We start from the raw sequence: 19,360 nt of genomic DNA on the forward strand, positions 1-19,360 counted from the left end.
GCGTACGACGGACGGGAGCGCCCGGCGGCACCGGGACGCACGGCGCAGCAGACCACTCGGGCGGAGCGGGACGGACCGATGCACGATCAGCAGGAGGCGGCCGGGCAGGAGCCCGCCGGGCCGGAGCGGGCGGTGCGCCCGTTGGACGGCTTCACCGTCGGGGTGACCGCGGCCCGCCGGGCTGAGGAGTTGGGCGCGCTGCTGGAGCGCCGCGGCGCCCAGGTGGTGCACGCCCCGGCGCTGCGCATCGTGCCGCTGCCGGACGACGCCGAACTGCTCGCCGTCACCCGCGCACTGGCCGACGATCCGCCGGACGTGGTGGTGGCGACCACCGCCATCGGGTTCCGCGGCTGGATCGAGGCGGCGGAGGGCTGGGGGCTGGGCGAGGCGCTGCTGGGCCGGCTGGCCGGGGTGGAGCTGCTGGCCCGCGGCCCGAAGGTGCGCGGCGCGATCCGGGCCGCCGGGCTGACCGAGAAGTGGTCGCCGGCCTCGGAGTCGATGGCCGAGGTGCTCGACCGGTTGCTGGCGGAGGGCGTCGCCGGGCGGCGGATCGCCCTCCAGCTGCACGGGGAGCCGCTGCCGGGGTTCGTCGAGGCGCTGCGGGCCGGTGGTGCGGAGGTGGTCGGGGTGCCGGTGTACCGGTGGATGCCGCCGGCCGACCTCGGGCCGGTGGACCGGCTGCTGGACGCGGTCCTGGCGCGCGGCGTGGACGCGGTGACGTTCACCAGCGCCCCGGCCGCCGCGTCGCTGCTGCGCCGGGCCGCCGAGCGCGGCATCCAGCCGGAGCTGCTGGCCGCGCTGCGGCAGGACGTGCTGGTGGCGTGCGTGGGGCCGGTGACCGCGCTTCCGCTGGAGGCGCTGGACGTGCCCACCCGGCAGCCGGAGCGGTTCCGGCTGGGGCCGCTGGTGCAGCTGCTGTGCCGGGAACTCCCCGGCCGGGTACCGCCGTTGCCGGTCGCCGGGCGGCGGCTGGAGATCCGCGGCCGGGCCGCCGTGGTGGACGGCGAGCTGCGCCCGGTGCCGCCCGCCGGGATGGCGCTGCTGCGCGCCCTGGTCCGCCGCCCCGGCTGGGTGGTGGCCCGCGCCGAACTGCTCCGGGTGCTGCCGGGCACCGGCCGGGACGAGCACGCGGTGGAGACCGCGATGGCGCGGCTGCGGACGGCCCTGGGGGAGCCGCGGCTGATCCAGACGGTGGTCAAACGCGGCTACCGGCTGGCGCTGGACGCACCGGTGGACACCGACAAGTACGGCGACCACTAGGGCCGGTCCGGTGGGTCGCGGCCGTATGGGCCCGGGCCGGTCCGGTGGGCCGGGGGCGGGCCCGGCCGTGCTCCACCGGACGGGCCCCGGGGCGCGTCCGCGCGGCCCCGCCCGGCGTCCTCAGGCCGGGTTGCTCACCCGGATCTTGGACTGGCCGTGCGGGCGGGTCTCCCAGTCCTCCATGAACCGCGCCTCCAGCCCGTGCTTGCGGGCCAGCCGCAGCAGGGTCTCGGTCCGGTAGTAGAAGTCCTCGCGCAGCACCTGGTGTTCGGCGCCCTCGGTGCGGTCGAAGGTGAAGTCGAAGAACCCGCCCGGGGTCAGGATCCGGCCGACGTGCGCCAGGCACTCGTCGATGACGTTGATCGGCGAGTGCGAGAAGACGCTGTGCGCGTGGACGACGTCGAAGTGCGCGGACGGCAGGAACTCCAGCTTCAGGTCCTGAGTGATCGTCAGGTGCGGGAGTTTGTCCTGGAGTTCGTAGGTCGTCAGGGTCCGCTTGGCGGCTATCAGGATGTCCGGCGAGATGTCGATGCCGTAGTAGTTGCCGGCGTCCAGGTGGGCGATGAAGCGCCAGCCGGCACGCAGGTTGCCGCAGCCGATGTCCAGCATCCGGTGCTCGGGCTTCAGTCCGTGCTCCATGAGGTAGTCGAACTGCATCTCGCCCAGCGCCAGCCAGCGTTCGTGGCTGCGGCTGCCGACCGCGGCCTCCGGGTTGCGGCCGGTGTCCGAGGCCATCACCGCGCGGTAGTACGCGACGTGGTCGGGGTGCTTGAGGCGCAGCCAGGTGTCGCGGGCGGTGCGCTTGACGTAGGGGGCGATCCGGGCCGGATTGCGGACCGCGTAGCCGAGCTTGTGGGTCAGGCTGGCGCGGTTCTTGAGCAGCGGAGAGGACATGTCGCCGGACTATACAACACATGTATACGCGACGTGTCTACACGGATGGTCTACACGGATTGTCTAGACGGATTGTCTAGACGGGCTGTCCATGTGAGCGGTCCGCTTGGGCTGTCCAGGCGGAGAGTCCAGGTGGAGGGGCAGGTGGGCCGCCTGGACGGGGGGTCCGCGGAGGGCGCCGCTGCGGTTTCCGCGCGCCCTCGCGCGCCGCCGCCTGCCACGGGTTCGGGCGCCGCCCCGCCCGCGGGGTTCCGGCGGGCGGCGCGGCCGGGCACCCTGGGAACGCTCCCGTACGCCCCCTCCGCCCCCTTCCCTGGGTTCCCCTGTTCCGCTGTTCCCCCGTTCCCTGTTCCCCGTGCCCGTTCCCGAGGAGTGACCGGCAGATGGCAGCCCCCTACGACCTCCGGTTCGACTGCGGGCGGATCTGCCTGGACCTGGTGGCCACCGCCGCCGGCGCCCCGGCCGCCGCCGACCGGCTCACCGGCCCCGCGCCGCTGGCCGCCTGGCTGGCCGGTGCGGGCGTGGTGCCGCCCGGCGCCCCGCTCGACGCCGTCGACGCCCGCTGGGTCGCCCGCTTCCGGGCGCTGCGCGACCTGCTGGCCCGGATCGTCCGCGCCGAACTGCTCGGCCGGGCCGCCGCGTCCGACCTCGCGCTGCTGAACGCCGCGGCCGGGGCCGCCCCGCCGCCCGCGGTACGGGCCGTCCGTGGCCCGGACGGCGCGCTGGCCGGCGTCCTGCCCGACCCGCCCGACTGCGCCGGGCTGCTGGCGGCGGTGGCCCGGGACGCCGTCGCGCTGCTCACCGACCCCGCGGTCCGCGGGCAGTTGCGCCAGTGCGCCGGCGACGGCTGTGCGCTGGTCTACCTGGACACCTCGCGCGGCCGGCGCCGCCGCTGGTGCTCCAGCGAGGTCTGCGGCAACCGCGCCCGGGTGGCCCGGCACCGGCGCCGGATCGGTCGGACCCCGTGACCGGACCCGTGTGACCGAAACACGCCCTGAGCGTCCTGAGGCAACACCCGACCGGCAACGTCCGTCTTTGTCCGTACCTCCAGGTGCGCACGGTGCCGGGTTCGCGTACGGTTGACGGCTGCCCTACGCACAGCAGAAGGGGGCCTGGGTGGCCGCGCACAACGCCACGCACGCACCGGACCACGCACCGGACCACGCGTCGGATTCCGTCCGGGACCGCGAGATCGAGGCCGAGCAGGCACATCTCGACCGCGTCTACCGGCGCCTCGAGGAGAAGATCCACGAGGCCGAGTTCCTGATGGACGACGCCGCCAAGCGCGGCCAGGTCGGCACGCCCGGCGCGCTCGCGGAACGCGACGCCCAGGTGTTCCAGGCCGGCGTCCATCTCCACCGCCTCAACTCCGAGTACGAGGACTTCCTCTTCGGCCGGATCGACCTGCTCCTGGGCAAGGACGGGAAGAAGGGGCCGGACGGCGCGTACACCTCCGTCGAGCCCGCCGACGGCGTGATCAGCGACGGCCGCGCCGCTATCGCCGAGACGCTGCACATCGGCCGCCTCGGGGTGCTGGACGCGGACTACTCGCCGCTGGTCATCGACTGGCGGGCGCCGGCCGCCGCGCCCTTCTACCGCGCCACCCCGGTCGCCCCCGGCCGGGTCGTCCGCCGCCGGGTGATCCGCTCCAAGGGCCGCAGGGTGCTGGGCGTCGAGGACGACCTGATGCGCCCGGAGGTGACCGCGACGCTGGACGGCGCGGAGCTGCCGGCGGTCGGCGACGGCGCGCTGATGGCCGCGCTGGGCCGGGCCCGCAGCCACACCATGCGGGACATCGTCGCCTCCATCCAGGCCGAGCAGGACATGGTGATCCGGGCCCCCGCCGCCTCCGTCACCGAGGTCGAGGGCGGTCCCGGCACCGGCAAGACCGCGGTCGCCCTGCACCGCGCCGCCTACCTCCTCTACCAGGACCGCCGCCGCTACGCCGGCGGCATCCTGATCGTCTCCCCGACCCCGCTGCTGGTCGCCTACACCGAGGGCGTACTGCCGTCCCTCGGCGAGGAGGGGCAGGTCGCCATCCGGGCACTGGGCTCGCTCGTCGACGGCGCCGAGGCGACCGCCTACGACCCGCCGGCGGTCTCCCGCGTCAAGGGCTCGGCGCGGATGCTGAAGCTGCTGCGCCGGGCGGCCCGCGGGGCGCTGGAGACGCCCGCGCCGCCGCGCGCCCGCAGCGCCGGGGACGCCCAGCTGTCCCTGGAGGACCTCGCCGGGGGAGCGGACGCCCCGGCCCCGCCGACCCGCCTCCGGGTCGTCGCGTTCGGCGGCCGGCTCGAACTCGACGAGGCCGAGCTGCGCGCCATCCGGCAGTCCGCCCTGGGCGGTACCGCCCCGGTCAACCTGCTGCGCCCGCGCGCCCGCCGGCTGATCCTGGACGCCCTGTGGACCAAGTCCGGCGCCGCCCGCCGCTTCCCGGACCCGGAGCTGGCCGCCGAGGCCCGCCAGGGCTTCGACGAGGACCTCACCACCGAGCCCGGGTTCCAGGAGTTCCTGGACGCCTGGTGGCCCGAGCTCACCCCGCGCGGGGTGCTCGCCGCGATGGCCGACGAGCGCCGCCTCGGCCGCTGGGGGCGCCGCCTCCTCAACCCCCGCGAGGTCCGTCAACTCGCCCGCTCGCTGCGCCGCTCGGGCGAGGACGGGCAGGGCCCGCTGTCGGTGCACGACATCGCGCTGCTGGACGAGCTCCAGCAGATCCTGGGCGCCCCGGCCCGGCCGGCCCGCCCGCGCGCGGCCGACCCGCTGGACCAGCTGACCGGCCTGGAGGAGCTGACCACGTACGCGGACCGGTTCTCGGCCGGCCGCAGCCGCCGGGAGCGGCTGGAGGAGGAGCGCACCGACTACGCCCACGTCATCGTCGACGAGGCCCAGGACCTGACGCCGATGCAGTGGCGGATGGTCGGCCGCCGCGGCCGGCACGCCACCTGGACCGTGGTCGGCGACCCGGCGCAGTCCTCCTGGTCGGACCCGGACGAGGCCGCGGAGGCCCGCGACGAGGCGCTCGGCACCCGCCCCCGCCGCCGCTTCACGCTCACCGTGAACTACCGCAACCCGGCCGAGATCGCGGAGCTGGCGTCCAAGGTGCTGGCCCTGGCCATGCCCGGCTCCCCGGCACCGAGGGCGGTCCGCTCGACCGGTCTGGAACCCCGCTTCGCCGTCGTGGACGGCACGGGCGGCGCCAAGGGTGCCGCCGACCAGGCGCTGGCCCGGGCCACCGTCGCCGAGGCCGAGCGGCTGCTGGCCGAGGTCGAGGGCACGGTCGGCGTCGTGGTCGCGATGCACCGCCGCGCGCAGGCCCGCACCTGGCTGGCCGGGCTCGGCGACCGCGTGGTGGCGCTGGGCTCCCTGGAGGCCAAGGGTCTGGAGTACGACGCCACCCTGGTGGTCTCGCCCGCCGAGATCGCCGACGAGTCCCCGGCCGGTCTGCGGGTGCTCTACGTCGCCCTGACCCGCGCCACCCAGCAGCTGACCGTGCTCTCCGCCGCCCCGGACGACCCGGACGGCGACGGCGTACCGGACCTGCTGCGGCCCTAGGGCCCGGCCGCGGTGCGCCCCCGCGCGGGGCGCACCACGTACCGGGGGCGGTGCTGCCATCCGAGGGGTTGTGAAATCAGTCGCGCGGGACGGGATTCGCTTGCCGGGATGGTTTGTTAGCCTTGGTGGCGGCACCGGCTCGATCCAAGCCCCCGGGCCCAACCATCGTCGCTACGAGCGACCACTTGCCGCGAGGCGAGCATGGCGGGTCGGTGTCATAAGCCACAAAGGCGCGGGCGCCTCTCCTTCGGGAGAGGCGCCCGCGGTCGTTTTCGCCCGGCGCAGGTGCTCGGGTGCGCCGTGGCTGGTTCGCGTTGCCCGAGGGGGGTTCCGCTCGGCGGACCAACTCTCGTATGGTGGAAGAGTCTTTCCGAAATTTGTAGCTGGTTACCGTATACCAGCTGGTAGGTGGGACGATCGAACAACGCGCTCCGGCTCGGGCACCCCTGAGTCCCGGAGCCGCTTAGAGCCAAACCAGGGAAAGCAGAGGAAGTCGGCCATGGCAACGGCGCCTAGCGTCTCGTATTCGATGACGGTGCGACTGGAAGTTCCCGCAAGCGGCACCGCCGTCAGCCAGCTCACCACGGCCGTGGAGTCCTCCGGCGGGTCGGTCACCGGCCTCGACGTGACCGCATCCGGCCACGAAAAACTCCGGATCGACGTCACGATCGCCGCGACCTCCACCGCGCACGCCCAGGAGATCGTCTCCAAGCTGCGCACCATCGAGGGCGTCTCGCTCGGCAAGGTCTCCGACCGGACCTTCCTGATGCACCTCGGCGGCAAGATCGAGATGTCGTCCAAGCACCCCATCCGGAACCGCGACGACCTGTCCATGGTCTACACCCCCGGCGTGGCCCGGGTCTGCCAGGCGATCGCCGACAACCCCGAGGACGCCCGCCGGCTCACCATCAAGCGCAACAGCGTCGCGGTGGTCACCGACGGCTCCGCGGTCCTCGGCCTCGGCAACATCGGCCCCAAGGCCGCACTGCCCGTCATGGAGGGCAAGGCGGCCCTCTTCAAGCGCTTCGCCGGCATCGACGCCTGGCCGATCTGCCTGGACACCCAGGACAGCGACGCGATCGTCGAGATCGTCAAGGCCATCGCCCCCGGCTTCGCGGGCATCAACCTGGAGGACATCTCCGCGCCCCGCTGCTTCGAGATCGAGGCCCGGCTGCGCGAGGCCCTGGACATCCCGGTCTTCCACGACGACCAGCACGGCACCGCCATCGTGGTGCTCGCCGCGCTCACCAACGCGCTGCGGGTGGTCGGCAAGAAGATCGAGGACGTCCGGGTCGTGATGTCCGGCGCCGGCGCGGCCGGTACCGCCATCCTCAAGCTGCTGCTGGCCGCCGGCGTCCACCACGCCGTGGTCGCCGACATCCACGGCGTGGTCCACGCCGGCCGCCCCGACCTGGTCGACGCCGACCCCGACTCGGCGCTGCGCTGGATCGCCGACAACACCAACCCCGAGGGCGTCACCGGCACCCTCAAGGAGGCCGCGGTCGGCGCCGACGTCTTCATCGGCGTCTCGGCCCCCAACGTCCTCGACGGCGACGACGTGGCCCAGATGGCCGACGGCGCGATCGTGTTCGCACTCGCCAACCCGGACCCCGAGGTCGACCCGGCCGTCGCCCGGCAGACCGCCGCCGTGGTCGCCACCGGCCGCTCCGACTTCCCCAACCAGATCAACAACGTCCTGGTGTTCCCCGGCGTCTTCCGCGGCCTGCTCGACGCCGCCTCGCGTACGGTGAACACCGAGATGATGCTGGCTGCGGCCCGCGCTCTCGCCGACGTCGTGCTGGACGACGAGCTCAACGCGAACTACATCATCCCCAGCGTCTTCAACGAGAAGGTCGCGGGCGCGGTGGCCGGCGCGGTGCGCGACGCGGCGAAGGCCGCGGGCGAGGCTGTGACGGCTGCCACGGAGCTCTGAGACGGCGCGTCGCGGGACTCGCCCTCAGCAGGCCCCCCATAGGGTGTCGAGTGACCCTCCAGGGTGCCGGATTGGCTTTACCGCCGCAGGTGGGGGCAGGATGCTCTCCCAAGGACATTGTCCAGGGGGACCTCAGGCGCGAGGGAGCTGAAGGACGGACCCGGTTCGGTGGGCCGTCCGAGGGCCCTGGCAGCATCGGCTTCGATCTCACGCCGCATTGGCAAGAAGAACACGGGAGTACATACATGAACCGCAGTGAGCTGGTGGCCGCTCTGGCCGATCGCGCCGAGGTGACCCGCAAGGACGCCGACGCCGTTCTGGCCGCGCTCGCCGAGACCGTCGGCGAGGTCGTCGCCAAGGGCGACGAGAAGGTCACCATCCCCGGCTTCCTGACCTTCGAGCGCACCCACCGTGCCGCTCGCACCGCCCGGAACCCGCAGACCGGTGAGCCGATCCAGATCGCGGCCGGCTACAGCGTGAAGGTCTCCGCGGGCTCCAAGCTCAAGGAAGCCGCCAAGGGCAAGTAAGGCCCTTCCGACGGCACCGAAGGCGGCCACCCCTCCCGGGGGTGGCCGCCTTCGCGTATGCCCGTCTGTGCGGTGCTCAGGGGCCTTGGAAGGCCCTGGTCGGGCCGGGGCTCCGACTCCGGGGCCCGTGTGCGCTCGTCGCCGCCCCGTCGGCCCCCTGGCGGCCCGCCCGGCGGGACAGCGCGAAGGCGCCGCACGGTCGTCGCATTCGCGACCGTACGGCGCCTTCGTGGCCTCGGGGGCCCGGAGCCTCGGGCGGGCGGGTGTCAGCCCTGCAGGGAGCCGTTCGGCAGCTCCACCTTCGCGCCCAGTTCCACGAGCTTCTCCATGAAGTTCTCGTAGCCGCGGTTGATCAGGTCGATGCCGTGCACCCGGGAGGTGCCCTGCGCCGCCAGCGCCGCGATCAGGTACGAGAAGCCGCCGCGCAGGTCGGGGATGACCAGGTCGGCGCCCTGCAGCTTGGTGGGGCCGGAGACGACCGCGGAGTGCAGGAAGTTGCGCTGGCCGAAGCGGCAGGCGGAGCCGCCCAGGCACTCGCGGTAGAGCTGGATGTGCGCGCCCATCTGGTTGAGCGCCTCGGTGAAGCCCAGCCGGGACTCGTAGACCGTCTCGTGGACGATCGACAGGCCGGACGCCTGGGTCAGGGCGACCACCAGGGGCTGCTGCCAGTCGGTCTGGAAACCGGGGTGGACGTCGGTCTCCAGGGCGATGGCGTTGAGCGAGCCGCCCGGGTGCCAGAAGCGGATGCCCTCGTCGTCGATCTCGAAGGCGCCGCCGACCTTACGGAAGGTGTTCAGGAACGTCATCATCGAGCGCTGGTGGGCGCCGCGGACGTAGATGTTGCCCTCGGTGGCCAGTGCCGCGGACGCCCAGGAGGCGGCCTCCAGGCGGTCCGGGAGGGCGCGGTGGGTGTAGCCGTCGAGCTTGTCGACACCGGTGATCCGGATCGTCCGGTCGGTGTCCATGGAGATGATCGCGCCCATTTTCTGGAGCACGCAGATCAGGTCCTCGATCTCCGGCTCCACGGCGGCGTTCGACAGCTCGGTGACGCCCTCGGCCAGGACGGCCGTCAGCAGCACCTGCTCGGTCGAGCCGACAGAGGGGTAGGGCAGCCGGATCTTGCAGCCGCGCAGCCGCTGCGGGGCCTCCAGGTACTGCCCGTCGTCGCGCTTCTCGATCTTGGCGCCGAACTGGCGCAGGACGTCGAAGTGGAAATCGACCGGCCGGCCGCCGATGTCGCAGCCGCCCAGGCCCGGGATGAAGGCGTGGCCCAGGCGGTGCAGCAGCGGGCCGCAGAACAGGATCGGGATCCGCGAGGAGCCGGCGTGCGCGTCGATGTCCGCGACGTTGGCGCTCTCCACGTGCGACGGGTCGAGGACCAGCTCGCCGGCCTCGTCACCCGGGCGCACCGTGACGCCGTGCAACTGGAGCAGCCCACGCACCACGCGGACGTCCCGGATGTCGGGAACGTTGCGCAGCCGGCTCGGACCGCTGCCCAGCAGGGCGGCGACCATGGCCTTGGGCACAAGGTTCTTCGCACCACGAACCCGGATCTCGCCCTCGAGCGGGGTGCCGCCGTGGACAAGCAGTACGTCGTCAGTAGAGACGGTCATGGATCTCGCGTTCCAGGAGTCGGTCAGGGCCAGGAGAAATGGTAAGGGCGACCGAGGGGGGGTCCGTGGCGATGCGCCTGGTCCAGCCATGTAATGGCTTTGTCACAACACGCTCCGCTACGGTCCGCCTTTGATTCGTAATCACCTTTTGCGCGCAACATGCCAAATGTCGCGAATGGGTCATCCCGGGCGAAGCGCGTGCGCCGGGGCCTGCCGCCGTACGCCCGCCCTGCTCTCCCAGCGGGTCCGGGCGTTGACTCCCCCTTCCGGCCGGAAGTGCGGGATCATGTGGCCATGACCGAGGTGTCCTCGCTCACAGGGCGGCTGCTCGTCGCCACACCCGCGCTCGCCGACCCGAACTTCGACCGCGCGGTGGTGCTCCTCCTCGACCACGACGAGGAGGGGTCCCTCGGCGTGGTCCTGAACCGTCCCACACCGGTCGGCGTCGCCGACATCCTCGCACCCTGGGCCGAGCTGGCCGGGGAGCCCGGGGTGGTCTTCCAGGGCGGCCCGGTCTCGCTGGACTCGGCGCTCGGCGTGGCCGTGGTGCCCGGCGGGCCGTCCGGCGAGGGCGCCCCCTCCCCGGGGGCCGGCGCCGGCACCCGTACGGGTGGCGCGGTCGGCGGGGCGGCCGGCGCTCCCCCGGGCTCCACGAGCCGGGAGGACCCCCGGGCCACCGACACGGCGGACGGCGCCGGGCCGGGGGACGAGCCGCTGGGCTGGCGCCGGGTGCACGGCGCGATCGGCCTGGTGGACCTGGAGGCCCCGCCGGAGCTCCTCGCCGCGGTCCTCGGCAGCCTGCGGATCTTCGCCGGGTACGCCGGCTGGGGACCCGGCCAACTGGAGGAAGAGCTGGTGGAGGGGGCCTGGTACGTCGTCGAGTCCGAGCCCGGCGACGTCTCCTCGCCCGATCCGGAGCAGCTGTGGCGGGCCGTGCTGCGCCGGCAGCGCAACGAGCTGGCGATGGTGGCGACGTACCCCGACGACCCGTCGCTGAACTGAGCCGCCGGACCACTGCGGGCGCCGCCGCGCAGCGCGTGCCGGACCCCGTGCGCCGGGTGGTGCGCCCGGGCGCTCGACGGGGCACTTTGTGACGGCTTCGTCATGGGGAATTGTCGGACCCCGTCGCTATCGTTCGGTGTGGCAAGAACGCTGCGCGGCCGCGTCCCCGAGCCCTTGAGCCTCGTGCGAGCAGGGGAGCTCGCGACCGCGCCGAACGGACGGGGGAGAGCACCATGCACAGGCCGAGCGTGCCCGAGGACCTGGACCATCCGGAGCAGGTGTGGGCGCGGGCCGCGACCCTGGCGGTGGTGGCCGCCGCCATGAACGACGGGGACGAGTACTCCTGGGGGCCGGACGGCCTGCACTGCTGGAACTGCGGCGGCTCGTACTGGTGGCGGCTGAAGCTGTACGACGGCGGCCGCGCCCTGCTCTGCGGCCAGGACTCCGACGGGAGCTACACCCACAGCGGCGACCGGCAGATCGACTTCCTGGCCGGCGGCCCCGCCTGGCTGCCCTGGGAGCAGCTGCGGGACGACGCCCAGGGCAACCTCCTCGGCTTCGCCTACTGGTACGAGGACGGCGCCTGGGCCCGCGCCCCGTACCCCGCGGCGATGCCGGACGACGGCCTGGAGATGGCGATGGGCTGGGCGGCGCCCGGCGACGCGGCGGTGGAGGAGATCACCGAGCACCTGGTGGCCCTCACGGAGACCGACGTCCAGCCGGCGGCGACGGTCCGTGCGTTCATCGCGGCCGCCGAGGCCCGCACGGTCGGCGCGGCGGACGTCTCCGCGCTGCTGGACGCGGTCTGCGGCCCGGACTGCTGGTACGAGGTCCGCCCGGAGGCCGCGCTGGCGTTCGCCGCGGAGCTGGGGCTGACGGTCGGGGACCGGGGCGGGGTGCCGGCGGTCGCGTCGTAGCGCCGCTCCGGCGCGCGCCGGTGGGTTCGCGCCGGCGCACCGGCCGGCCGCTGAGGGCGTCAGCGGCGGTGCTGCCCGCCCAGGGCGAAGAAGCGCTCGGCCAGCGGATCGGCGTCGCGGGCCGGCAGGGCCAGGCGCACCGGCACCGGCGGGGCGTTCTTCAGCCGGACGTAGCGGATCCGGGGGTGCGGATGCCGTTCGGCCACCCCCTCCGGGGCCACCCCGACCCCGTGCCCGGCCGCGACCGCCTCCAGCCACTCGTCGAAGTTGCCCGCGGTGCAGGCGAGTCGGGGGCGCCGGTCGGCGGGCCACAGCTCGGGCCGGGTGGTGCCGGTGACGGTGTTGACCACCAGCGGCAGCTCCGCCAGCTCGGCCCAGTCCAGCACCCGCCGGCGGGCCAGGCTCCCCGGAGCGGCGGCGCGCGGCACGGCGGCGACCCGCGGCTCCCGGAAGAGGAGCGCGGTGCGCAGTCCGGCGTCCCGCGGCACCTCGCCCCGGAGCACCACCACGTCCGACTCCCCGGTCTCCAGCCCGGCCAGCGGGGTGTCCCGGCGGACGAGCCGGACCTTGGCGCCGGTCGCCGCCTTGAACTCCGTGACCAGCGTGCCGCAGGCGGCCGGCAGCAGTGAGGTGAAGCCCAGGCGCAGCAACCCCGGCCCGGCGGGGGAGCGCAGTGCGGCGGCGAGCCGGGGGAGCAGCGGGGCGAGGTCGGCGTAGAGGCGGCGGCCGGCGTCGGTGAGGGCGACCCGGCGGGTGGTCCGGTCCAGCAGCCGGACGCCGAGCGTGGCCTCCAGGGCGCGGACGGCGCGGGTCAGCGCGGGCTGGCCGATCCGCAGGCGGTCCGCGGCGTGCGTGAAGCTGCGCTCCTCCGCGACGGCGAGGAAGCCCCGCAGATGGCGTAGTTCGACGCCGTCGAGGGCCGGGTCGGCGAGCTGGTCGGCGTCGTCCGGAGCGAGGTCGTGGCCGTCGTCGGGGGCGGGCCCCGCCGTGGCGTCGGCGTCGTCCTGGTTACTGCGGACACCATTCATGCCGCCCCAGCATAAGTGCTCCGTACGGGCATTTCCCCGGCCATCCGGAGACTGCCTACGTTTCCCCGCGATGGTCCTCCCGGGGCCGGGGAAGGCCCCCGGTCCCCCTGGACCACCAGGGGAGTTGAGTGCGGTGCGCAAGGTCTGGCTGCTGACGCTGGGGGCGTTCACCCTCGGCCTGGACGCGTATGTGATGGCGGGGCTGCTGCCGGTCCTCGCGGCGGACGTCGGCACTCGGGTGTCCCTCGCCGGCCAACTCGTGACCGTCTTCACGCTCGCCTACGCGATCTCCGCGCCGCTGGTCGCCGGACTGCTCTCCGGGGTGCGGCCCCGGCTGCTGATCCTGGCCGCGCTGGCCGTCTTCACCCTCGGCAACGGCCTGACCGCGCTGGCCCCGTCGCTGGGAACGCTGCTCGCCGCCCGGATCGTCGCCGGGGCCGGCGCCGGGGTCTACTCCGCGCTGTCCACCGCGGCCGCCGCCGCACTGGTCCCCGAGGAGCGGCGCGGCCGGGCGCTGGCACTGGTGATGGGCGGGATGAGCGCGGGCACCGTGCTCGGCGTGCCGATCGGTGTGCTGCTCGCCGAGCACGCCGGGTGGCGGGCCACGCTCTGGCTGGTCACCGCGCTGGGCGCGGCCGCGCTCGGCGGGCTGGCGGTGCTGCTGCCGCAGGTGCCCGCGGGGCCCGCCGTCCCGGTGCGGGCCCGGCTGACGGCCATCGCCGACCGGGCGGTGGCGCCGGTGGTCGCGGTGTCCTTCCTCGCCGCGGTGGCCAGCCTCGGCCTCTACACCTACCTCGCGCCGGTGCTGGCCGCGGCCGGCGGCGTCCACGAGGTCGCCCCGTACCTGTGGGCCTGGGGCGCCGGCGGAGTGCTGGGGAGCGTGCTGTCCGGGCCGCTGGTGGACCGGACCGGGCGGGTGCGGATGCTGGCCGGCGTGATCCTGCTGGTGGTCGCCGCGGCCGAGGCCCTGCTGCCGACCCTGGCGGCGGTGGCGCTGCCCGGTGCGGTGGTCGCCCTGCTGGCCTGGGGCGCGGCCGGCTGGGCGTTCCAGGTGCCGCAGCAGCACCGGCTGCTTCAGGCCGGCGCGCGGCGCGGCACCGTCGTCCTCGCGCTGAACAACTCGGCGCTCTACCTGGGCAGCGCCGTCGGCTCGGCGCTCGGCGGGCTGGCCCTGGCCGCGGGGCTGCCGCCGGCCGCGCTGCCCTGGGCGGCGGCCGGTGTGGCGGCCCTGGCACTGGTGGTGCACCTGGGGGCGGGCCGACGCTCCCGACCCGCGCCGCGCGTGAGTACCCTTGGCAGTTATGAGCACTCTTGAGCCCGAGCGCGGGGCAGGTACGGGGACCCTCGTAGAGCCGACACCGCAGGTGTCGCACGGCGACGGCGACCACGAGCGCTTCGCCCACTACGTCCAGAAGGACAAGATCATGGCGAGCGCGCTCGACGGCACGCCCGTCGTGGCGCTCTGCGGCAAGGTCTGGGTCCCGGGTCGCGACCCGAAGAAGTACCCGGTCTGCCCGCTGTGCAAGGAGATCTTCGAGTCCATGGGCGCCGGTGGCGACAAGGACAAGGACGGCGGCAAGAAGTAACCGCCGGCCGCGGCGCCCGCCCCTCGGGCGCGGCGCCCCGGCGCACCGCTCCGCGCCCATGGTCCGCACGGGCCCGCGCCCCCTCAGGGGCCCGGGCCCGTCGCCGTGCCCGCGCCGCCCGCCGCGGGTTTCCCTCCGCGGCGGCGCGGTGAAGACTGACGTCGTGACAGATCTGGAGACCGCTGCCCACACGGGTCTGATCCCGGCGCCGCTGAGCCACGACCTGAGCCACGACCTGAGCCACGACCCGGGCGACGCCGGGGCCCGCCCGCGGACCGTACGGCTCGGCACGCAGACCGCGCTGGCCGCCGCCCCAGGCACCGAGGCCACCGCCCGCTGGCTGCGCGCCACCCTCGGCGCCGCCTTCGCGCTGCCGCTGCCGCCCGGCTCCGCCGAGGCCCCGGACGCCCTGGCGCTCGCCCTCGACCCGGCCCTCCCGGCGGAGGGCTACCGGCTCGACGCCGACGCCCGCTGGGGCGTGCGCCTCACCGGCGGCGGCCCGGCCGGCGTCTTCTGGGGCGCGCAGACGCTCCGTCAGCTCCTCGGCCCCGCCGCCTTCCGGCGCGCGCCCCTCGACCCCGCGCACACCCCCGGTCTGCCGGAGCAGACCATCGAGGACGCCCCCCGCTTCGCCTGGCGCGGCCTGATGCTGGACGTCGCCCGGCACTTCCTGCCCAAGGAGGGGGTGCTGCGCTACCTCGACCTGATGGCCGCCCACAAGCTGAACGTCCTGCACTTCCACCTCACCGACGACCAGGGCTGGCGGATCGAGATCCTCCGCTACCCGGAGCTGACCGCGACCGGCGCCTGGCGCGAGCGCAGCAGACTCGGCCACCGCGACTCGCCGCTGTGGGACCCGCGCCCGCACGGCGGCTACTACACCCAGGACGACCTCCGCGAGATCGTCGCCTACGCCGCCGAGCGGCAGATCACCGTCGTCCCCGAGATCGATGTCCCCGGGCACTCGCAGGCCGCCATCGCGGCGTACCCGGAGCTCGGCAACACCGACGTCATCGACACCACCTCCCTGAAGGTCTGGGACACCTGGGGCGTCAATCCCAACGTACTGGCGCCCACCGACAACACCCTGCGCTTCTACGAAAACGTGCTGGAGGAGGTGCTCGGGCTCTTCCCGTCGCGGTTCGTGCACCTCGGCGGCGACGAGTGCCCCAAGGACCAGTGGCGGGCGTCGCCCACCGCCCAGGCCCGGATCGCCGCCCTGTCCCTGGACGGCGAGGACGGCCTGCAGAGCTGGTTCATCCGCCACTTCGACCGCTGGCTCACCGACCGCGGCCGGCGGCTCGTCGGCTGGGACGAGATCCTCGAAGGGGGCCTGGCCGAGGGGGCGGCGGTCTCCTCCTGGCGCGGGTACGCGGGCGGCATCGCCGCCGCCAAGGCCGGCCACGACGTCGTCATGTGCCCCGAGCAGCAGGTGTATCTGGACCACCGTCAGCACGCCTCCCCCGACGAGCCGGTGCCGATCGGCTACGTGCGGACCCTGGAGGACGTCTACCGCTTCGAGCCGGTGCCGCCGGACCTGACGGACGAACAGGCCGAACGGGTCCTCGGCACCCAGGCCAACACCTGGACCGAGGGGATGGACAGTCAGCAGCGCCTCGACTACCAGGTCTTCCCGCGGCTGGCCGCGCTCGCCGAGGTCGCCTGGTCCCGGCTGCCCGCCCCGCCGGCCCGCGACTACCAGGACTTCACCCGCCGGATGACCCACCACTACGCCCGCCTCGACGCCCTCGGCGTCGGCTACCGCCCGCCCGGCGGCCCGCACCCCTGGCAGAAACGCCCCGGCATCCTCGGACGCCCCTTCGACGGGGCGCCCCCAAACGTGTGAGCCGCCGTGCAAGGGGGGCGCCCGTCCGGCCGGACCCTGGAACGGTGGTGCCCGGTGACCGGAACCGGCGGACGAAACCGGACCAGCGCCCTGTTCGAGGACGGAACACCGCTTCGCGGACCCTCGCGCGTACCGGGCCCGCGAAGATGTGCCAGAGTTGCCACGTCCGGGCTGTGAGCACGTACCGTACGGCGGAGCGGAACTGCCGGGACACCGGGGAAGGGGCAGCTGGGTTGACCACGCACGCACCGCAGGCGTCGCAATCGGTGACGTTGCCGGCCTCGCTCGACGAGGCGGTGGCGGCACTGACCGCCATGCCCGCCGCCGTGCCCGTCGCGGGCGGCACGGACCTCATGGCGGCGGTCAACGCCGGACTCCTCAGACCCGCGGGCCTGGTGGGCCTCGGCCGGATCAGCGAGATCCGCGGCTGGCAGTACCTGGACGGCCATGCGCTGCTCGGCGCCGGCCTCACCCTCGCCCGGATGGGGCGCCCCGACTTCGCCGCCCTGATCCCGGGCCTGGCCGCCGCGGCCCGCGCGGCCGGCCCGCCGCAGATCCGCAACGCCGGGACCCTGGGCGGCAACATCGTCAGCTGCGCCCCCACGGGCGACACCCTCCCGGTGCTCGCCGCCCTGGAGGCCACGCTGGTCATCGCCGGCCCCGGGGGCGCCCGCCGCGAGATCCCGGTCAGCCACCTGCTCACCGGCCGCGAGATGCTGAGCCCCGGTGAACTCGTCGGCTTCGTACGGGTGCCGCTGCTGCACGCCCCGCAGACCTTCCTCAAGGCCACCGGGCGCACCGGCCCCGGCCGCGCCACCGCCTCCGTCGCGCTCGTCCTGGACCCGGCCCGGCGCTCGGTGCGCTGCGCGGTCGGCGCGGTCGCGGCCATGCCGCTGCGCCCGCTGGAGGCCGAGCAGTGGGTGGCCTCGCTCATCGACTGGGACGGCGAACGCGGCCTGGTCCCCGAGGCGCTGGCCGCCTTCGGCGACTACGTGGCCGCCGCCTGCATCCCCGACCCGGCGCCGCCGCAGGACGGCTCCGAACCGGAGACCCTGCCGCCGGCCGCGCTGCACCTGCGCCGTACGGTGGCAGCCCTGGCCCGCCGCGCACTTGGGAGGGCGCTCTCGTGAGCAACGCAGACCACCGTCACCCGCAGCAGCCGCACCCCGAGCAGGGGTGGCAGCCGCTGCCGCCGGGCGGCGAGTACGAGTCGGAGGCGACCGCCTTCGTCCAGCTCCCGGAAGGCTTCACCACCGGGGCGTACGGGGCCGGTTACGGCACTCCGGGCACGGAGCCGCTGGCCGCCCCCGGCCACGGCTACACCCCGCCCGCCTCGTTCCCCGCGCACCCCGCCGCGCCCCCGGTGCCGGGCCCCGGCACCGACCCGGCGGCCACCGGGCAGTGGACGATGCCGTTCGCCGACCCGTCGGCCGGCTACGCCGACCCCGCGGCGGGCTACGCCCCGGCGGCACAGCAGGGGCACGCACCGCACCAGGACCCGTCCGCGGGCTATCAGGCCAACGTGCCCGAGGGCGCCCAGGCGTGGGGCGGCGACCAGGTGCACTGGCCGGTCGCCGGCAGCCCGGAGGCGGCCGGTGGCGCCTGGACCGTCCCCGCGGTCGATGACACCCTGGAGGAGTCCGGTGAGTACCTGGTCGGCGACGACCGGCTGACCGGGCACGGCGGCGCCGCGTCCTACCAGGACGGCGGCTACCCCGGCGCGCCGTACGACGGCGGCGCCGGCGCGTCCGCCCCCGGGGAGGCCGGTGCCACCGGCCACTGGAACTTCACCGCCGGGCTCAACGCCACGAGCGGGACCGCCGGGACCGTCGACGCGGGCGGTGCCGTCGGCGCCGGTGAGGGCGGCGCCGCGGGGGAGCCGTTCCCGGCGCCCGCCGCCGACCCGTACGCGCCGGGCGCGGCGGGTGCGACCGGCCACTGGTCGCTGCCCGCCGACGCGCTGGCCCAGTGGCCGCCGGCCGCGCACCCGTCCCCGCAGGAGCAGGCCCACGCGGCCGCGGGCCAGGATGTCGTCGCGGGCCAGGAAGCGCCCGCGGGACACGGCGCCGCCGCGGTCCAGGACTCCGCAGCCGGCCAGGAGGCCGCCGCCGAGGTGCCCGCCCCGGGAGGCGCCGAAGGGTGGTCGGTCCCGGTGGTGGAGGGCGAACAGCTCGACACCACGGGGCAGTTCGTCCTCGGTGACGGCCACGGCGTGGTCGCCGGCCCCGGTGCCGCACCCGGCGCGCCGGTCGAGGAGTACGCCCCCGCCGGGCCCGCGACGCCCGTGGCGCACCCCGAGGTCCCTGCCGAGGCCGTGGCCGCCGCCCCGGTGGCGGCGGATCCGCTGCCCGGCGCTCCGGAGGCGCCCGCCCCGGATGCCCCGGCCGACCTCCCGGCGGAGCCCGCCGCGGCCCCCGCCGCGCCCGTCGAGCCGGCCCCCGCCGAGGCCGCCGCGCCCGCCGGACCGGCCGCCCACGTCGTCGAGGAGGCCGCGGCGCACCCCGCGCCCGAGGCGGCCCCCGCCGCCCCCGACGTCGCTGCCGCGCCGGACGCCGCCGAGGCCGTCCTCGACAGCCACGACGAACACCCCTCCGCCTCCTACCTGCTGCGCGTCAACGGCGCCGACCGGCCCGTCACCGACGCCTGGATCGGCGAGTCGCTGCTGTACGTGCTGCGCGAACGGCTCGGCCTGGCCGGGGCCAAGGACGGCTGCTCCCAAGGGGAGTGCGGGGCCTGCTCGGTCCAGGTGGACGGGCGGCTGGTCGCCTCCTGCCTGGTGCCCGCCGCCACCGCGGCCGGCAGCGAGGTCCGCACCGTCGAGGGGCTGGCGCAGCACGGCGTGCCCTCCGACGTCCAGCAGGCGCTCGCCGCCTCCGGGGCGGTCCAGTGCGGCTTCTGCGTACCGGGCATGGCGATGACCGTGCACGACCTCCTGGAGGGCAATCACGCCCCCACGGAGCTGGAGACCCGCAAGGCGCTCTGCGGCAACCTGTGCCGCTGCTCGGGGTACCGCGGTGTCCTGGACGCCGTCGCCGAGGTCGTGAAGTCCCGTGCCGAGGCCGCCGAGTCGGCCGTCGCCGAGCCGGCGCCGGCCGAAGCCGCCCGCATCCCCCACCAGGCGGGTCCCGCCGACCCGATGGACGGGGCACCGCACCACCAGGATCCGCAGCCGGGGGGCGCCGGATGAGCGAGCGCAGCGTGGGGG

At 75.1% G+C, this 19,360-nt stretch carries 15 protein-coding genes; 12 read left to right on the top strand and 3 right to left on the bottom strand.

Annotated features, from left to right (window positions below):
• Window positions 1–78 precede the first annotated feature (78 nt).
• Window positions 79–1,260 carry a uroporphyrinogen-III synthase gene (locus CG747_RS27925; protein ID WP_100604714.1) on the top strand — a complete coding sequence of 394 codons (1,182 nt, stop codon included), beginning with the start codon at window positions 79–81 and terminating at the stop codon, window positions 1,258–1,260.
• A 120-nt stretch (window positions 1,261–1,380) separates the two neighbouring features.
• Here the strand turns inward: CG747_RS27925 and CG747_RS27930 are convergent, their stop codons facing one another.
• A complete protein-coding gene (locus CG747_RS27930) occupies window positions 1,381–2,154 on the bottom strand; it encodes a class I SAM-dependent methyltransferase (RefSeq protein ID WP_100604610.1) in 774 nt (257 codons plus the stop codon).
• Window positions 2,155–2,537: 383 nt separating this feature from the next.
• Between CG747_RS27930 and CG747_RS27935 the strand changes: the two genes are divergently transcribed.
• The 4 genes from CG747_RS27935 (at window position 2,538) to CG747_RS27950 (ending at window position 8,163) form a co-directional block, all read left to right on the top strand.
• Window positions 2,538–3,122 carry an ABATE domain-containing protein gene (locus CG747_RS27935; RefSeq protein ID WP_100604611.1) on the top strand — a complete coding sequence of 195 codons (585 nt, stop codon included), beginning with the start codon at window positions 2,538–2,540 and terminating at the stop codon, window positions 3,120–3,122.
• Between the two features lie 148 nt (window positions 3,123–3,270).
• A complete protein-coding gene (locus tag CG747_RS27940) occupies window positions 3,271–5,703 on the top strand; it encodes a UvrD-helicase domain-containing protein (RefSeq protein WP_100604612.1) in 2,433 nt (810 codons plus the stop codon).
• Window positions 5,704–6,202: 499 nt separating this feature from the next.
• The gene (locus CG747_RS27945) at window positions 6,203–7,636 is read left to right on the top strand and encodes an NAD-dependent malic enzyme (protein ID WP_100604613.1); all 1,434 of its coding nucleotides are present in this window, start codon (window positions 6,203–6,205) and stop codon (window positions 7,634–7,636) included.
• Between the two features lie 245 nt (window positions 7,637–7,881).
• Complete coding sequence (locus CG747_RS27950) at window positions 7,882–8,163, top strand: HU family DNA-binding protein (RefSeq protein WP_004951951.1); 282 nt, start codon at window positions 7,882–7,884, stop codon at window positions 8,161–8,163.
• Window positions 8,164–8,429: 266 nt separating this feature from the next.
• Here the strand turns inward: CG747_RS27950 and murA are convergent, their stop codons facing one another.
• The gene (gene murA, locus CG747_RS27955; RefSeq protein WP_100604614.1) at window positions 8,430–9,776 is read right to left on the bottom strand and encodes a UDP-N-acetylglucosamine 1-carboxyvinyltransferase; all 1,347 of its coding nucleotides are present in this window, start codon (window positions 9,774–9,776) and stop codon (window positions 8,430–8,432) included.
• A gap of 294 nt (window positions 9,777–10,070) precedes the next feature.
• On the opposite strand from murA, the gene CG747_RS27960 reads away from it, so the two are divergent.
• Both CG747_RS27960 and CG747_RS27965 read left to right on the top strand, forming a co-directional pair.
• On the top strand, window positions 10,071–10,778 hold the full coding sequence (locus CG747_RS27960) for a YqgE/AlgH family protein (protein ID WP_100604715.1): 708 nt from the start codon (window positions 10,071–10,073) through the stop codon (window positions 10,776–10,778).
• A gap of 233 nt (window positions 10,779–11,011) precedes the next feature.
• Window positions 11,012–11,695, top strand: a complete 684-nt coding sequence (locus CG747_RS27965) for a hypothetical protein (RefSeq protein WP_100604615.1) — start codon at window positions 11,012–11,014, stop codon at window positions 11,693–11,695.
• Window positions 11,696–11,754: 59 nt separating this feature from the next.
• Here CG747_RS27965 and CG747_RS27970 read toward each other — a convergent pair whose 3' ends face one another.
• Window positions 11,755–12,723, bottom strand: coding sequence for a LysR family transcriptional regulator (locus CG747_RS27970; RefSeq protein WP_100604616.1), 969 nt, complete (start codon window positions 12,721–12,723; stop codon window positions 11,755–11,757).
• Window positions 12,724–12,856: 133 nt separating this feature from the next.
• Here CG747_RS27970 and CG747_RS27975 point away from each other — a divergent pair, with 133 nt between their 5' ends.
• The 5 genes from CG747_RS27975 (at window position 12,857) to CG747_RS27995 (ending at window position 19,342) form a co-directional block, all read left to right on the top strand.
• Window positions 12,857–14,038 (top strand): MFS transporter, encoded by a 1,182-nt coding sequence (locus tag CG747_RS27975; RefSeq protein ID WP_100604617.1) that lies wholly within the window; start codon window positions 12,857–12,859, stop codon window positions 14,036–14,038.
• Window positions 14,025–14,309, top strand: a complete 285-nt coding sequence (locus tag CG747_RS27980; RefSeq protein ID WP_026247947.1) for a DUF3039 domain-containing protein — start codon at window positions 14,025–14,027, stop codon at window positions 14,307–14,309. Before CG747_RS27975 ends, CG747_RS27980 begins: the two co-directional genes overlap by 14 nt.
• 163 nt (window positions 14,310–14,472) lie before the next feature.
• Complete coding sequence (locus CG747_RS27985) at window positions 14,473–16,155, top strand: beta-N-acetylhexosaminidase (RefSeq protein WP_100604618.1); 1,683 nt, start codon at window positions 14,473–14,475, stop codon at window positions 16,153–16,155.
• A 233-nt stretch (window positions 16,156–16,388) separates the two neighbouring features.
• Window positions 16,389–17,285, top strand: coding sequence for a xanthine dehydrogenase family protein subunit M (locus CG747_RS27990; protein ID WP_100604619.1), 897 nt, complete (start codon window positions 16,389–16,391; stop codon window positions 17,283–17,285).
• Complete coding sequence (locus tag CG747_RS27995) at window positions 17,282–19,342, top strand: 2Fe-2S iron-sulfur cluster-binding protein (protein ID WP_100604620.1); 2,061 nt, start codon at window positions 17,282–17,284, stop codon at window positions 19,340–19,342. The genes CG747_RS27990 and CG747_RS27995 overlap by 4 nt, the downstream gene beginning before the upstream one ends.
• Window positions 19,343–19,360 lie beyond the last annotated feature (18 nt).

It is taken from the genome of Streptomyces sp. CB02959, assembly GCF_002803155.1.
Lineage (GTDB): Bacteria > Actinomycetota > Actinomycetes > Streptomycetales > Streptomycetaceae > Streptomyces.

What these genes read in the sequence shown, in the direction of transcription:
- CG747_RS27925 (WP_100604714.1), top strand. Translation starts at nt 79, where the DNA reads ATGCACGATCAGCAGGAGGCGGCCGGGCAGGAGCCCGCCGGGCCGGAG.
- CG747_RS27930 (WP_100604610.1), bottom strand. Translation starts at nt 2,154, where the DNA reads ATGTCCTCTCCGCTGCTCAAGAACCGCGCCAGCCTGACCCACAAGCTC.
- CG747_RS27935 (WP_100604611.1), top strand. Translation starts at nt 2,538, where the DNA reads ATGGCAGCCCCCTACGACCTCCGGTTCGACTGCGGGCGGATCTGCCTG.
- CG747_RS27945 (WP_100604613.1), top strand. Translation starts at nt 6,203, where the DNA reads ATGGCAACGGCGCCTAGCGTCTCGTATTCGATGACGGTGCGACTGGAA.
- CG747_RS27950 (WP_004951951.1), top strand. Translation starts at nt 7,882, where the DNA reads ATGAACCGCAGTGAGCTGGTGGCCGCTCTGGCCGATCGCGCCGAGGTG.
- murA (WP_100604614.1), bottom strand. Translation starts at nt 9,776, where the DNA reads ATGACCGTCTCTACTGACGACGTACTGCTTGTCCACGGCGGCACCCCG.
- CG747_RS27960 (WP_100604715.1), top strand. Translation starts at nt 10,071, where the DNA reads ATGACCGAGGTGTCCTCGCTCACAGGGCGGCTGCTCGTCGCCACACCC.
- CG747_RS27965 (WP_100604615.1), top strand. Translation starts at nt 11,012, where the DNA reads ATGCACAGGCCGAGCGTGCCCGAGGACCTGGACCATCCGGAGCAGGTG.
- CG747_RS27970 (WP_100604616.1), bottom strand. Translation starts at nt 12,723, where the DNA reads ATGAATGGTGTCCGCAGTAACCAGGACGACGCCGACGCCACGGCGGGG.
- CG747_RS27980 (WP_026247947.1), top strand. Translation starts at nt 14,025, where the DNA reads ATGAGCACTCTTGAGCCCGAGCGCGGGGCAGGTACGGGGACCCTCGTA.